General features: G+C 63.5%; 14 protein-coding genes. 7 read left to right on the top strand and 7 right to left on the bottom strand.

Annotated elements, in window-relative coordinates:
• Positions 1 to 64 precede the first annotated feature (64 nt).
• Together FDY95_RS21430 and FDY95_RS21425 are read left to right on the top strand one after the other, a co-directional pair.
• On the top strand, positions 65 to 679 hold the full coding sequence (locus tag FDY95_RS21430; protein WP_138080840.1) for a histidine phosphatase family protein: 615 nt from the start codon (positions 65 to 67) through the stop codon (positions 677 to 679).
• A 175-nt stretch (positions 680 to 854) separates the two neighbouring features.
• Complete coding sequence (locus FDY95_RS21425) at positions 855 to 2,609, top strand: pyruvate dehydrogenase complex dihydrolipoamide acetyltransferase (protein WP_138080838.1); 1,755 nt, start codon at positions 855 to 857, stop codon at positions 2,607 to 2,609.
• A 75-nt stretch (positions 2,610 to 2,684) separates the two neighbouring features.
• Here FDY95_RS21425 and FDY95_RS21420 read toward each other — a convergent pair whose 3' ends face one another.
• Positions 2,685 to 3,275, bottom strand: coding sequence for a hypothetical protein (locus tag FDY95_RS21420; protein ID WP_138080836.1), 591 nt, complete (start codon positions 3,273 to 3,275; stop codon positions 2,685 to 2,687).
• Between the two features lie 200 nt (positions 3,276 to 3,475).
• Between FDY95_RS21420 and hslV the strand changes: the two genes are divergently transcribed.
• Positions 3,476 to 4,015 carry an ATP-dependent protease subunit HslV gene (gene hslV / locus FDY95_RS21415; RefSeq protein WP_138080834.1) on the top strand — a complete coding sequence of 180 codons (540 nt, stop codon included), beginning with the start codon at positions 3,476 to 3,478 and terminating at the stop codon, positions 4,013 to 4,015.
• A 146-nt stretch (positions 4,016 to 4,161) separates the two neighbouring features.
• The gene (locus FDY95_RS21410; RefSeq protein ID WP_138080832.1) at positions 4,162 to 5,133 is read left to right on the top strand and encodes a deoxyhypusine synthase family protein; all 972 of its coding nucleotides are present in this window, start codon (positions 4,162 to 4,164) and stop codon (positions 5,131 to 5,133) included.
• Between the two features lie 85 nt (positions 5,134 to 5,218).
• Here FDY95_RS21410 and FDY95_RS21405 read toward each other — a convergent pair whose 3' ends face one another.
• Together FDY95_RS21405 and FDY95_RS21400 are read right to left on the bottom strand one after the other, a co-directional pair.
• Positions 5,219 to 6,133 (bottom strand): hypothetical protein, encoded by a 915-nt coding sequence (locus tag FDY95_RS21405; protein WP_138080830.1) that lies wholly within the window; start codon positions 6,131 to 6,133, stop codon positions 5,219 to 5,221.
• Between the two features lie 426 nt (positions 6,134 to 6,559).
• A complete protein-coding gene (locus FDY95_RS21400; protein ID WP_138080828.1) occupies positions 6,560 to 6,940 on the bottom strand; it encodes a PH domain-containing protein in 381 nt (126 codons plus the stop codon).
• An 820-nt stretch (positions 6,941 to 7,760) separates the two neighbouring features.
• Here FDY95_RS21400 and FDY95_RS21395 point away from each other — a divergent pair.
• Positions 7,761 to 9,242 carry a gliding motility-associated C-terminal domain-containing protein gene (locus FDY95_RS21395; protein ID WP_138080826.1) on the top strand — a complete coding sequence of 494 codons (1,482 nt, stop codon included), beginning with the start codon at positions 7,761 to 7,763 and terminating at the stop codon, positions 9,240 to 9,242.
• Positions 9,243 to 9,316: 74 nt separating this feature from the next.
• Here FDY95_RS21395 and FDY95_RS21390 read toward each other — a convergent pair whose 3' ends face one another.
• The 3 genes from FDY95_RS21390 to FDY95_RS21380 form a co-directional block, all read right to left on the bottom strand.
• Positions 9,317 to 10,165, bottom strand: coding sequence for an SDR family oxidoreductase (locus FDY95_RS21390; RefSeq protein WP_138080824.1), 849 nt, complete (start codon positions 10,163 to 10,165; stop codon positions 9,317 to 9,319).
• 122 nt (positions 10,166 to 10,287) lie between these two features.
• Positions 10,288 to 11,127: an SDR family NAD(P)-dependent oxidoreductase gene (locus FDY95_RS21385; protein ID WP_138080822.1), complete on the bottom strand. Its 840-nt coding sequence runs from the start codon at positions 11,125 to 11,127 to the stop codon at positions 10,288 to 10,290.
• 82 nt (positions 11,128 to 11,209) lie between these two features.
• Positions 11,210 to 12,112, bottom strand: coding sequence for a helix-turn-helix domain-containing protein (locus FDY95_RS21380; RefSeq protein WP_138080820.1), 903 nt, complete (start codon positions 12,110 to 12,112; stop codon positions 11,210 to 11,212).
• 188 nt (positions 12,113 to 12,300) lie between these two features.
• Between FDY95_RS21380 and FDY95_RS21375 the strand changes: the two genes are divergently transcribed.
• Together FDY95_RS21375 and FDY95_RS21370 are read left to right on the top strand one after the other, a co-directional pair.
• The gene (locus tag FDY95_RS21375; protein ID WP_138080818.1) at positions 12,301 to 12,714 is read left to right on the top strand and encodes a helix-turn-helix transcriptional regulator; all 414 of its coding nucleotides are present in this window, start codon (positions 12,301 to 12,303) and stop codon (positions 12,712 to 12,714) included.
• A gap of 78 nt (positions 12,715 to 12,792) precedes the next feature.
• On the top strand, positions 12,793 to 13,557 hold the full coding sequence (locus tag FDY95_RS21370) for an SDR family NAD(P)-dependent oxidoreductase (protein WP_138080816.1): 765 nt from the start codon (positions 12,793 to 12,795) through the stop codon (positions 13,555 to 13,557).
• Positions 13,558 to 13,636: 79 nt separating this feature from the next.
• On the opposite strand, the gene FDY95_RS21365 is transcribed toward FDY95_RS21370, so the two are convergent.
• Entirely contained in the window at positions 13,637 to 14,524 is an 888-nt protein-coding gene (locus FDY95_RS21365; RefSeq protein ID WP_138080814.1) for a DUF3667 domain-containing protein, read from the bottom strand.
• Positions 14,525 to 14,564: the final 40 nt, after the last annotated feature.

Raw genomic sequence — 14,564 nt, 5'->3', positions numbered from 1 at the left:
GTGGTTCGGGCCGCTAAAGTGCTACTTTTAGGGCCCCATTCAGCAAAACTACGCCCAAAACCGCGTGGTCAAGAAAATCTACCTCATCCGCCACGGCCAGACGTACTTCAACGTGCGCGGCATCGTGCAGGGCAGCGGCGTCGATGCTCCCCTCAACGACGTGGGCCAGCAGCAGGCCCGGCAGTTTCACGCCGCCTACGGCCACGTGCCCTTCGACCGCGTGCACATCTCCACCCTGATGCGCACCCAGCAGTCCATTCAGCCGTTTCTCGACGCCGGCCTGCCTCACGAAAGGCACCGCGCCCTCGACGAAATCAGCTGGGGCCACCGCGAAGGCACCCGCATCACGCCCGAGGAGGACATCGAGTACCACGGCCTGCTGCGGGCCTGGCAGCGCGGCGAAACCCACCTGGGCCTGCCCGGCGGCGAGAGTCCGGAGGAGGTAGCGGCCCGGCAGCGCCCCTTCATCGAGGAAGTGCTGCGCGGCCGGCCCGAGGAAGAAAACGTGCTGGTGTGCATGCACGGCCGGGCCATGCGCGTGCTGCTCTGCCAGCTGCTGGGCTACCCGCTCAGCCGCATGGACCACTTCGAGCACCGCAACCTGTGCCTCTACAAGGTGCATTACACCGGCTCCATGTTCAGCATCCGTAATTACATGGATACCGGGCACCTGTCGTAGCCCGGACGAACTGCGCCGGGTGCAACTCCGCAGTAGCTTTTGGAGTTAGCAATGAGCCCTCACTTTCGACAGTGCCGGAGTCATTTGGGACTGGAAACGTTTGCGGAAATTCGGGTTTGTACCCCCAAAAAATCCGGTCTATTTTTGACCCCTTGAACTCAATTAGCGACTTGCAATGGCCGAAATCATAAAAATGCCCAAGATGAGCGACACGATGACGGAAGGTGTCATCGCCGCGTGGCTCAAAAAGGTGGGCGACAAAGTAAAGTCCGGCGACATCCTGGCCGAAGTGGAAACCGACAAGGCGACCATGGAGCTGGAGAACTACGAGGACGGCACTTTGCTCTACATCGGTCCGAAAGAGAAAGAATCGGTGCCGGTGGATGGCGTACTGGCCATCGTCGGTAAAGACGGCGAAGATATTTCCGGCCTGCTGAGCCAGGTGCAGGGCGGCGGTGCCGCGCCGGCCCCGGCCGCTGAGCCTGCTGCGGCTCCCGCCCCGGCGCCCGAGCAGCCCAAGGCTGAGCAAGCGGCCCCCGCACCGGCTCCGGCCGCTGCCCCGGCGCCCGCGCCCGCTGCGCCGGCCGGCAACGGCAAAAAAGCCACCGTCATCCGCATGCCCAAGATGAGCGACACGATGACCGAGGGCGTTATTGCCTCCTGGCTCAAGAAGGTCGGCGACAAAGTGAAATCGGGCGACGTGCTGGCTGAGGTGGAAACCGACAAGGCCACCATGGAGCTGGAAAACTACGAAGACGGCACCCTGCTCTACATCGGGCCCAAGGACGGTGAGTCCGTGCCCGTCGACGGCGTGCTGGCTGTTATCGGCGAAGAAGGCGCCGACGTGCAGGCCCTGATCGGCGGGCAGTCGGGCGGTGCTGCGCCGGCCCCGGCCGCCGCTCCCGCGGCGGAGGCCGCCCCGGCCCCTGAAGCGGCTTCGGCTGCTCCGGCTCCGGTTGCCAATGCCGCTGCGGCCGCTCCGCAGGCGGCTCCGGCTACCAGCAGCGGCCGCACGTTCGTGTCGCCGCTGGCCAAGCGCATTGCCCAGGAGAAGGGCATCGACCTGGCTACGGTAAAGGGCTCGGGCGAAAACGGCCGCATCGTGTCGCGCGACCTGGAAAACGCCCAGCCCGGCGCGGCTCCGCAGGCTGCCCCGGCTCAGCCGGCCGCGGCCCCGCAAGCTGCTCCGGCCGTCGAAGCTCCGAAAGCCGCGCCGCAGGCCGCTCCGGCCGCGGCCGCCGCTGCCGAGGGCACCTACACCGAAACGCCTGTGTCGCAGATGCGCAAGGTTATTGCCCGCCGTCTGTCCGAGAGCCTGTTCACGGCCCCGCACTTCTACCTGACCATGGAAATTGCCATGGACAAGGCCATCGAAGCCCGCGTGCGCCTCAACGAACTGTCGCCGGTGAAGCTGTCGTTCAACGACATGGTTATCAAGGCCGCCGCTGTGGCCCTGAAGCAGCACCCAGCCGTCAACTCCTCGTGGCTGGGCGACAAAATCCGCACGAACAAGGTGTACAACATCGGCGTGGCCGTGGCCGTGGATGAAGGGCTGCTGGTGCCGGTGGTGCGCAATGCTGACCAGAAAGGTCTGTCGGCCATTGCCACCGAGGTGAAAGAGCTGGCCGGCAAGGCCAAGAGCAAGAAGCTGCAGCCGAGCGAGTGGGAGGGTAGCACCTTCACCATCTCCAACCTGGGCATGTTCGGCATCGAGGAATTCACCGCCATCATCAACCCCCCGGATGCCTGCATCCTGGCCGTGGGCGGCATCAAGCAGACGCCGGTAGTGCGCAACGGCCAGATTGAGGTCGGCAACATCATGAAGGTGACGCTGTCGTGTGACCACCGCGTGGTAGACGGCGCTACCGGTGCCGCCTTCCTGCAGACGCTCAAGAGCCTGCTGGAAGACCCGATGCGTATGCTCATCTGAACCTGAGCCACCCGCCAATGAAACGGCCCGCCCTGCACTGCAGAGCGGGCCGTTTTGCTTGGTGACGGAGCCGGACTAATGGACGCGGTACCAGGTCTGGCCGTCGGTTTTGGTGTAGGCCACCAACCCATCGGTTTTGGAGTACCAATACTCGGCTATCAGGTTCCAGCCGCCCTGGTTGAGGTAGCGCACGTGCGCCACGCGAGCGTAGCTGCGGCCGTCGAGCAGGAGGTTGTCCAGCCGCTCGGCGCTGACCATGTCCGTGCCGTAGACCAGCTCCTTGTCCGCCTGCTTGTGCGTATCGACGTAGGCGCAGCGCTCAAAATTATTATTAGAAGTCAGGCCCATTTCAATCATCCCGTCGCCGGTGAACTTCAGCTGAAACAGCTCGGTGTCCGGGGCGGCCGTAGGGGCGTAGCTGAGGGTGATGGTCTGGTAGTCGCGGCTGCGCAAGTCGAACTTGCCCGCCCGGGAATCGGTGACATCGGTTACCGTGGCGCGTACGCTCTCGGTGGCGCCGGTGGCCGGGTTGCGAAAGGTCATCTGGTCGCCGTCGGCCTGATTGAGCCAGGCTTTGGTGTGTTTGGGCGTGGGCTGGTCCCGGTCGCAGCTGGCCAGCAGCAGCGTGAGCAGAACCAGGAGCAGGGAGGGGAAACGCAGTTTCACGGTGCGAGTAGTAAGGCAGGAACACCACAAAGGTGGCAGTCAGCCGGAAAAGGTTGTACGGTATCACCCGATCATGTGAGGCGCGGCCGGGTGGCCCGTCCTGGGGCGCTGCCGCGAAGTTTGAAACCGACCGGCCTGCATTTTCGGCCCGGAGTCCTAGCTTTGCGGCCCGGTTGCCCTTGGGGGCGCCGCCGCTGACTATGACAAGAATCCGCTCCACTACCGTTTTGGGTATTCGGCACAACGGCCAGACGGCCGTGGGCGCCGACGGCCAGGCCACCATGGACAAGCACGTAGCCAAGAGCAACGTGCGCAAAATCCGCCAGCTGCACGGCGGCAAGGTGGTGACGGGCTTTGCCGGCTCCACCGCCGACGCGTTTTCGCTGCTGGAGCGCTTCGAGGAAAAGCTCGGGCAGTTCGGCCAGAACCTGAAGCGCGCCGCCATCGAGCTGGCCAAGGACTGGCGCAAGGACCAGTACCTGCGCAAGCTGGAAGCCATGATGGTGGTGGCCGACCGCGACGAGCTGCTCATCATTGCCGGCTCGGGCGACGTGCTGGAGCCCGACTCCGACGTGGCCGCCGTGGGCTCGGGCGCCATGTACGCCCAGGCCGCCGCCCGGGCCCTCAAAAAGCACGCCCCGCACCTGACGGCCCGCGAAATGGTGGAAGAAGCCCTGCACATTGCGGCCGACATCTGCATCTACACCAACCACAACCTCATCATCGAGGAGCCGGTATAGGTGATAGTGCTTGGTGCTTAGTGCCTGGTGCTTAGTCGCATCGGGTCTTTGTACGAAGCATATCATTCGATAGAATCTTTTCCCCACGCTGAAGCTACGGGTGGCATCCACCACCAGGCACTAAGCACCAAGCACTAAGCACGAAAATGCAAATCACCAACTTCCTCAAGCACCACTACCGCCACTTCAACGCCGCCGCCCTGATCGACGCGGCCGAGGGTTACAACAAGCACCTGGCCGACGGCGGCAAGATGATGATTACCCTGGCCGGCGCCATGAGCACCGCCGAAATGGGCATTCAGCTGGCCGAGCTGATCCGGCAGGACAAAGTGCAGATTATCAGCTGCACCGGCGCCAACCTGGAGGAAGACATCTTCAACCTCGTCGCCCACGACTTCTACGAGCGCGTGCCGCACTACCGCGACCTGACGCCCGCCGACGAGCAGGCCCTGCTGGAGCGCCACATGAACCGCGTGACTGACACCTGCATTCCGGAGCACGAGGCCATGCGCCGCCTGGAAGACTCGGTGCTGAAGTTCTGGGAAAAGGCCGATAAGGCCGGCGAGCAGTACTTCCCCCACGAGTTCTTCTACCAGATCCTGAAGTCGGGCGAGCTGGAGCAGTACTACCAGATCGACCCCAAGGACAGCTGGATGCTGGCCGCCGCCGAGAAAAACCTGCCCATCATCTGCCCGGGCTGGGAAGACTCCACGCTGGGCAACATCTTCGCCGGCCACGTCATTTCCGGCGACATCAAGAACGTGCACACGGTGCGTACCGGCATCGAGTACATGATTTTCCTGGCCGAGTGGTACACCCAGCAGGCCACCGACGAAAGCACCGTCGGCTTCTTCCAGATCGGCGGCGGCATTGCCGGCGACTTCCCGATCTGCGTGGTGCCCATGCTGCACCAGGATCTGCAGCGCACCGGCGTGCCGCTGTGGGGCTACTTCTGCCAGATTTCGGACTCGACGACTTCGTACGGCTCGTACTCCGGCGCCGTGCCCAACGAGAAAATCACCTGGGGCAAGCTGGGCCAGGACACGCCCAAGTACATCATCGAATCGGACGCGACGATTGTCGCGCCGCTGATTTTCGCCATGGTGCTGGGCCAGTAGTTGGCCTCCCCACGCAAGAAAAAAGCCCGCCGCTGAGCTTCAGCGGCGGGCTTTTTGCTGCCAGAACCAGGCGGTAAGCCCAGGCTTACTGCAGCGTTTCGCCGAACTGGTTGCGGCCCACTTCCATGATCTGGTCGATGGTCACGGCTTTGCTCTTGTTGTCGCAGTTCTCCATCTGCATTTCGGGCAGCAGCGCCACCACCGGGCCGGTTTGGGTGTCGCTCTGGGCTTGTCCGGCCACCAGGTCCGAGGCCGCGCCACCGACGCCTACGCGAGAGGCTAGGGCGGCGCCCAGCTTGCCGACTTTTTTGGCCGGCGCTGCCAGCGCCGCTGTGGCCGGCGCATCGGGCTTAGTCGACACGGTGGAAGCCAGCACCCGGTTCGTCAGCTTGGTCTTGGGGGAAGTGTACACCAGCGTCCCCGGCTGATAAATGGGCGTCGTTACGTCGCGGCTGTAGGTGGCGTCGTACTTGGTTTCGTAGCCTTTGATTTTGGACGTGTAGATTTCGTAGAAAATGACGCTGCCCTTGGGGTTTTCCGGCAGGTTGGTGTACTTCAGCACGTTGACGGACGCATTGTCGAGGTCGACCACGTAGTTGCTGGTCGGGTGCGTGGCGCGGTGCTGGTTGTAGTCCTCAATCAGGTTCGACTTGGCAACGATGCCGTAGCCGCGCTCCGCGTATTTCTCGCGGATGGCCTCCAGCCCCGAGTCTTGGTAGATGCTTTTGTTGTCGGAATACTCCTGCACAAACTTGCCGGCCTGGTCATACGACCCCGCTACCACGCGGATCCAGTAGCGGTCAGCGTTGTCCAGCGAGGCGAAGTACGGGTACACGATTTTGTACTCGTCCATGCCGTAGCAGCTGATTTCCTCTACCAGCTTGTCGTTAATGTAAAACCCGGCGTACTTGGGCTTGGCCGCTGCGGGGGATTTGGCTTGGCCACACACCGTGCCCAGCGCCGTTACGGCCAGGGTGGCCGTGAGTAAAAGGTGTTTCATCAGGGATGAAAAGAACTAGGATGGATAGCCCTACTTTCAGAAAAATAAAGCCGCTGTTTCAGGCATAATTCCGGCTGCCTAGCTAAAGGCTAGTCTGGCAATAGTACTAAGGCTATTGGATAAAAAAAATACCGGCGTAATAATTTCAGGAAGAAATTGTCCGCTTCTATTCGTCCGGGTAATACCATCATTAGATAGCAATCGGACGCACCTAGGCGGTAACCCTAACAATAACTCATCCTGGCGCCGCTGCATGGCGGCGCCTCCACCATCATATAGTGCTATGCCCGCCTGCGGATCTTGCTAAGACCACCAAACGACTGCGCGGCCAAGTAAACCGGCCCGCCGCTGACGCGTCAGCGGCGGGCCGGTTTACTTGGCCGCGCAGTCGCGAGCGGTGTATTCTGGTATCAACGGAAAGGCCAATTAGCCGAGCACGTGCTGAGCTAATACCTTCTGCAAATCGTAAATATTGACCTGCTTGTTGAATTTACGGGTTACGCTGGGCAGCGACTCGCCCGATACCCAGATTTTCAATTCGGCGTCCAGATCCAGGTGGCCGGCGGTTTCGATACCGAAGCGGGAAATGCTTTTGTAGGCAATGGATAAGTAGTCAATCTTTTTGCCGGTCAGGCCCTGTTTGTCAACCAAAATTAGGCGCTTGTTGGTGAAAATAAAGACGTCTCGCATCAGCTTAAAGCCGATTTCAATGGCTTCGCCATCGGCCAGCAGAATGCTGTATTCGGTGTTGAGTTCGGCGGGATGGGCAACGCCAGCGTTGCCCATCAGGGCGGAAAAGAATCCCATTAGGTAATTGAAAAAAAGTGAAAAAAGGCATCACCCCAACATAGTAGATTGATGCAGGTAATAAGCGAGTTAGATCAGCTTCGACAATCAACTTCCTGAACCACTTCGCGTCGAACAGGGCTGGCACGGCGTCGGGCTCGTTGATGTGGAACCGGGCCGGCAGCTTCAGCTGGCGGCGGCTTTGCGTAGCTTCATTTCCTGCTGACTGTCGTCTGGTTTAAAGAGGAATGAGTTCCTCAGCAATGGACGAAACGGGTCGATAGGATTAAAGAGAAACCTCGGCAATATAGAGGCTTTTGGGAGCGGGCAAAAGCCCGGGTCTGCAAAACGAAAGGTGCCGTTCCGACTTGCCGGAACGGCACTTTTCGCCTGTAAACTTCGGCTCCGACCCGGGGGAAGTGCGGTCGTCGGCCGCGAACTGCGCCGCGGGGTGGCCGACAGGGGATAGGTGCGGTACGACAGGCTGGAACGGCAGCTTTCGGCCGCCGGCTCCCGCAACGGCGCCCGAGGCACGGCGCTGCAACCCCAGCCAGATGCGCTTCGGCTGCGGGCCGCGGGCGCGTTGGCTCATAGGTGGGCGTTGAACTTATTTTAACAATATTTTATCTGGCTGATTAACCCTGTGGGTATATCGGTTAAAATTTATTAATGCAACAGCAGGTAGCTGACTTTATGGGTTTTTGAGCAAGCTGGCTGCCAGGACTGAGTTACCAGCGTGTAACTGTAGTATGAAAAAAATATAAATGAGTCTGTTGTAATATATCCGGATGGGTTGTTTTTTACGGCCGCATTCCCAGCTATCCTTTTTTCTCAGTTCCGCATGAAGAAAACCTTTACTCGCTTCGCCTGGCTGCCTGTGGCGCTGGGCCTCGGAATGCTGGCCGCCGCCCCGGCCACCGCCCAAACCGTGTATGTGCCCGCCGCCGTGACGGGCTACACGGCCGACGTCATTGCCAACGGGCCGGGGGCCGTGGCCAACTCTACCACCAATACCGTAGACCGCGGCAACGCCACCGTGCGCTGGTGCTTCGCCGACTCCACCTTCGTCAACCCCTCGGGGCAGCGACCCACGCGGGCGCTGCCGCCCAGCGGCTTTTTCCGCAGCCGCACCACGCCCGGCCTCACCTACCAGATGGGCCCGAGCAATGGCAACAACTCCCTGCGCATCGACGGGGCGGGGGCGGGCACGCTCACGCTCACCAACCCGCAGGCCTGCAGCGAAGTGCTGGTGCTGGCCACCGAGGGCAACGGCAGTTCGGCATCCAAAACCTTCGTGGTGGGCTTCACCGACGGCACCACGCAAACCTTTACCGGCGTGGCGGTGCCCGACTGGTTTGGCAACGGGGCCACGCCGGCCATCATCGTGGGCAGCCGCGTGAACCGCCCCGACAACTCCATCGACAACCAGCCCAACGACCCGACCATCTACGAGGTGCGCCTGCCGCTGGCGGTGGCCAACTATGGCAAGGCCGTGCGCAACCTCACCGTGTCGAAAACTTCCACCGACCCGGTGCTCAACGTGATGGGCGTGAGCCTGGGCGCCACCTGCCTGACAGCCCCGGCCGGGGGCACGGCGGCCGCCAGCGCCACGGCTATTTGCCCGGGCGCCTCTACCACGCTCTCGCTGAGCGGCAACTCCGTGTCGGTGCTCATCGGCTACCAGTGGCAGGCGTCTACGGACAACGGCGTGACCTGGACGCCCATCGGCGGGGCCACCGGCTCTACCTACACGGCCCAACCCACCGTCACGACGCAGTACCGCGCCCGTGTAAACTGCAGCCAGCAGACCGGCTTCTCGACACCAGTGACGGTAACGGTGACGCCCGACAACTTCGGTTACCGATGCGGCCCCTTCTACAAGAATGGCCCCAACGCCGTGCCCGACCTGGCCGCCGTGGCGGGTACCTTCGCGGCCACCAACGGCCTGGTGATAAACCCCACCACCGGCGAAGTGGACCTGAAGGCCTCGCCCGTGGGCACCGCCACCATTACCTACACGCCCACCAGCGGCTGCGCGCGCGTGACGCAGCTGGAGGTGCAGAAGGAATTGATGTACCCCAACATCATCACCGCCAACCAGGACGGCAAAAACGACGCGCTGAAGGTGACCCTGCCCAACGTGACCGGCTACCGCCTGCAGGTGTTTAACCGCTGGGGCAAGCGCGTGTACGCCAGCACCAACGCCGCCGAAGGCTGGAGCGCCGCCGACAGTCCGGCCGGCACCTACTACTACCTGCTGGAGTATACCAGCTGCGCCGGCCGCCACGAGTCGTACAAAAACTGGCTGGAAGTGGTGAAATAACCGCCGCTGGCCGTAACGACAACGGGCCGCTCCACCTGCTGGAGCGGCCCGTTGTCGTTGGGAGCAGGGCTGCACTATTCGGCCAGCGCGAAATTCGTGGCCGTGGCGGCCAGTTCCCACTGCTGCAGGTCGTGCTGCACGGCCTCGATTTTCCGGGCGGCCATGCGGTAGGCATCGGGGCCGAGGAAAAGGTGCAGCGGCTGCTCGGCGGCTTCGCTGGCCTCGATGATGACCGCGGCGGCCTTGGCCGGGTCGCCGGGCTGCTGCCCGCTGAGCGCGTCGTGCTGGGCCTGCGACTCGCGCACGGCCTGGTAGGCCCCCAGGGGCGCGGAGGGCCGGCCCAGCGACTCCGCAGATAGGAAACCGGTGCGGAAGTAGCCGGGCTTGACGGTGGTGGCCCGGATGCCGAAGGCGCGCACCTCGGCCGCGTACGACTCGGTCAGCCCGTCGACGGCAAACTTGGTGGCGCAGTACACGCCCCAGCCGGGAAAGTCGCCGGTGAAGCCGCCGACGGAGGATACGTTGAACACCTGCCCGTGGCCCTGCGCGCGCAGGTAGGGGGTGGCGTGGCGCAGCACGTGCACCAGGCCGAACACGTTCACCTCGAAGTTGCGCTGCACCTCGGCCGCCGACAGCTCCTCCAGGGCGCCGAGCTGCCCGTAGCCCGCGTTGTTGACGACTACATCGAGCCCGCCGAGCTGGCGCACGGTGGTATCGAGCGCCTGCTGCACGCTGGCTTCGTCACGCAGGTCCATGTGCAGCGGCAGGAAGCGGCCGGGCTCAGGCGGCACGGCTTGTTGGAGCTCCGGCAGGTGGCGGGAGGTGGCGGCTACCGCGTAGCCGCGGGCCAGCAGCTCCCGAACGAGAATCAGACCCAGGCCCTGCGAGGCGCCGGTCACAAACCAGACGTTGTTGGTTTTCATGGGAAATAGATGTGGAGGTGAGGCCCGGCGCGTTGTGGAGCGCCAGGCGGGCAAACAGATACAGCATAGGGGGGAGGGGAGGAGAAGCCGAAACCGAGCCGGTGAGGGCGGCGGCCCCGCGCTTACTGCGCGAAGCCGGTCGACTCGGTCAGGCCGCGCCAGGCGGTGAGTTCCTGCTGCAGCGCGTCGAGCTTGGTCTGGGCGCGGTTGTAGGCGTCCTGCCCCAGCAGCAAGTGCAGCGGCGGGTTGGGCTCCTGGGTTAGCCGCACAATGGCCGCGGCGGCTTTGGCCGGGTCGCCGCCCTGCTGCCCGTGCAGCTGCAGGTAGCGGGCGTGGGAGGCGCGCACGTCGGCGTAGGCCTCGATGGGCTGCCGGGGCAGCACCAGCGAATCGGCCGAGAGGAAGTTGGTGCGGAAGCCGCCGGGCTCCACCACCGTGGCCCGGATGCCGAAGCCGGCTACGTCCTGGACCAATACCTCCGTCAGGGCCGACACGGCGGCTTTGGTGGCCCCGTACACGGCCCAGCCGGTGGCCCCGGCCCGCGCCGCAATGGACGACACGTTGATGATGTGCCCGGCCCCGGCGGCGCGCAGCAGCGGCAGCGCGTGGCGAATCACGTTGAAGGTGCCGAACACATTCACGTCGAAGGCCTGCCGGGTTTCGGCGTCGCTCAGCTCCTCGATGCTGCCGCCGATGCCGTAGCCGGCGTTGTTGACGACCACGTCGAGGCGGCCAAAATGGGCGTGGGCCTGCGTCACGGTCGCCCGCACGGCGGCATCATCGGTCAGGTCCAGCTGCAGGGGCAGAAAGTCGGCCGAGGCCGGGCCGAGGGCGGCCGTAAGGCTGCTAAGGCGGCGGGAAGTGGCGGCCACGCGGTGGCCGAGGTGCCGCAGGTGCTGGGTCAGCGCCAGGCCCAGGCCCTGGGAGGCGCCGGTGATAAACCAAGTTTTGGTAGTGCTCATAGCTTGCTCGATTTGACGACGGCAAAACTAGAGAAGGCCACGGCCCACGGCCTAGCCCGGTTCAAACCAATGCTTGCGAAAATCAAACAAGGCGCACGGCCGAAGGCACGGCGCCGGTGTGCTTGCGAAAGAAGTTGCTGAAGTGAGCCGGCTCGGCAAAGCCCAGGCAGTAGCTGATTTCGGCCACGTTCCAGGCCGTATGCCGGAGCAGGGCGTGGGCCTCGCGCACGAGGCGCTCGGCAATGAGCTGGGTGGTGGTTTTGCCGGTTACGTCTTTGAGGGCGCGGTTCAGGTGGTTTACGTGCACGGCCAGCTGCCCGGCAAAGTCCTGGGCACTGCGCAGCTTCACCTGCTGCCCGGGCGTCTCGATGGGAAACTGCCGCTCCAGCAGCTCGGCAAACAGCGAGGCAATGCGCGTGGCGGCCGTGCTGTCGTGGTAGAGCGTCGTGGCCGGCTGCAGCTTCAGGGCCATGTGGACCAGCTCCAGCACGTAGCCGCGCAGCAAGTCGTACTTGTAGGCGTAGTCCGACTGAATTTCGGCCGCCATCTTTTCTATCAGCTGCGCGGCGGCCGCGTACTGCTCCGCCGTGAGCGAGTACAGCGGCTGCCCGCCCGGCCGAAACAGCGGCAGCTCCAGCAAACCCGCGGCGTGGTGGCGCTGCAGAAAGGCGTCGGTGAAAATGCAGAAGAACCCCGTTTGCTGGTCGTCGAGCGGCTCCCAGTCGTAGGGCACCAGCGGGTTGGCGAACAGCAGCGCGTGCCCGCGGATTTCCACGGTGCGGTCGGCGTAGTGGTAGTTGCTGCGGCCAGTCACCAGGGTGATTTTGTAGAAATCCTTGCGGCTGTAGGGCAGGTGGCAGGCGTTGGGCCCCACGAAGTCGTCGAGGCGGAACACGTTGAAGTGGCCGATGTCCTGCTGCAGATTGGCGGGCAACCAGTGGATTTTCTGCTGGTAAAACTCGGCGAGACTGACGGGCTTGAGCATAGCCAAAGTTACGCAAATCAAACCAGCCCGTTCAGTAAATGGATGAAGAAACCGGCCGATGACGGGGCGGAAGCAGCTCATTGGCCGGGGCCGCCCGGGGGCGAAGCTGCCCGGCCACCGACCTTTAAGCCCGGCTGACCCAACCTCGGCCGCGCGTCGTAGTTATTGCATCCGTAATTCAATCCGCCATGCCCACCCCCATTCCCAAGAAAATCCTGGCCCGCCAGCACGAAATCGTGGCCGACTTCCTGCGCGAAATCGACCGGCACCTGGCCGACCTGGAGGCCGGACGGGTGACGGAAATGATGGAAATCCGCGACCTGGCCGACCGCCTGCACATTCACCCCACGCACCTGAGCAACACCCTCAAGCTCACCACCGGCCACCCGCCGTGCTACTTCTTCGAGGCGCGCATCATGGACCTGGCCCGGCGCCTGCTGCGCGACAGTACGGCCCCGGTGGCCGACATCGCCGCCCGCCTCACCTACGACCCCTCGAACTTTACCAAGTTTTTCAAGCGCTTCGCCGGCCTTACGCCCAAGCAGTACCGCGAAGCCGAGTGGGCCCGGCAGCGGCAAGATTCGGAAACAGTCACCATTTAAACTGAAACACTCACCACGCCGGGGCCGCGGCGGGGCCGGACCTTTGTGCCATCGGTTTTTCACCCAACCTGCACCAAGATGAGCACTACTCCCAAAATAGCCCTCGTAACCGGCGGTAGCCGCGGCCTGGGCCGCAACGCCGCCCGCCACCTCGCCCAAAGCGGCCACGACATCGTGCTGACCTACCGCACCCGCGCCGACGAAGCCCGGGCCGCCGTGGCCGAAATCGAAGCGCTGGGCCGCCGCGCCGTGGCTCTGCCGCTGGATACGGGCGTGGTGGCTTCGTTTCCGGCTTTTGCCGAGGCCCTGGGCGCCGAACTGCAGCAGCACTGGCAGCGCGACACCTTCGACTTCCTCATCAACAATGCCGGCATTGACTCGCGCGGGCTGTTTGCGGAAATGACCGAGGAAGCCTTCGATGCGCTGCTGAACGTGCACTTCAAGGGCGTGTACTTCCTCACCCAGCGGCTGCTCCCGCTGCTGGCCGATGGCGGCGGCATCGTTAATTTCTCCACCGGCCTGGCCCGCTTCACCACGCCCGGCTACTCGGCCTATGCGGCCATGAAGGGCGCCGTGGAAACCCTGACCAAGTACCTGGCCAAGGAGCTGGGCGGGCGCGGCATTCGGGCCAACGTGGTGGCGCCCGGCATCATCAAGACCGACTTCACGGCGGCGGCCCGCGAGGCGCACCCCGAGTTGGAAAAGTACATGGCGGGCCAGACGGCGCTGGGCCGCATCGGCGAGCCCGACGACGTGGGCGGCGTGGTGGCCTTCCTCTGCTCCGACGCCGCCCGCTGGGTGAATGCCCAGCGCATCGAAGCCTCGGGCGGCTATTCGCTGTAATGTCCGCGTTCCAGAAGCTGAAAGGCCCGCTCTTGCTTGTGCAACAGCGGGCCTTTTCGTGAGCGGGGCGTGGCGGAGGTTAATGAGCGGAAGCCGGGCGGGGCGCAGCCGGTTGGCCGATGGTGATACGCGCCTTGGCCGAGTTCTGGGCTTTGGCGGCGGCCATAAACGTGCTCCAATTGAGGGCTATTATAAGGCAGACGACCAGCATGATGCTGGCGAAGAACCCGCCCACTGACGTCACCAGCCCGCGCCAGATGCGCCCGAAGGCGCTCAGGGAAGTATGGCGCAGCAGCGTGCTATACGCCCAGGTCTGGTAGCCGAAGGCGGTCAGACTCAGTGCGGTAGTTACTAATTGAATCTGGGGCGTGCCGTTGAACGCGTACAACACCGGCAGAAACAGCACGGAAATGAAGTTGCTGGCGCTGATGACAAAGGCCACGGCCACCAGGCACTCGGCGTAGTTGAAGCGGCTGCGGCGCATACACAAGCGCATAAAGGCCGCCAGCAACGGCGTCATGCCCACGTAAATCCAGCTGATGTGCTTGGAGATGGTGCCAGCGTAGAGCATCTGCATCTCGTATACCTGCTGCGGCATATCGGCCGGGCGGGGCGGCAGCGGACTGATATGCAAGACCGTCGCCAGAAAGGAGTAGAATCCGGTGACCAGCAACACCAGGGCCAACGGGCGAAAGTAGTTGACGCGCTGGCCCTGGATATAGGCCTGAATGGCCGCGCCCGGCCGGGCAAACATGCTGCGCAAGGTGAACCATACGCCCTTATCAACGTGCCAGAACGAATGCGGAATATCGTGCACCCAGTGGGCCATGGTGATGCGGTGCGTATCGGCCGGCTGCCCGCAGTCGGGGCAGAAGCGGCTGCTGAGCGCGCCGCCGCAGTTCAGGCAGGCGTGACTGTGGTCGGTGTGCGCGGGGGCGGCAACGGGGGAAGTAAGTGTGCTGTGCATAGGCAGAGTAGCAAACGGACTGCTTGAAAGATACCCAAAC

It is taken from the genome of Hymenobacter jeollabukensis (genome assembly GCF_005771675.1).
GTDB classification, from domain to species: domain Bacteria; phylum Bacteroidota; class Bacteroidia; order Cytophagales; family Hymenobacteraceae; genus Solirubrum; species Solirubrum jeollabukense.
This window is presented reverse-complemented; position numbering and strand designations above follow the sequence as displayed.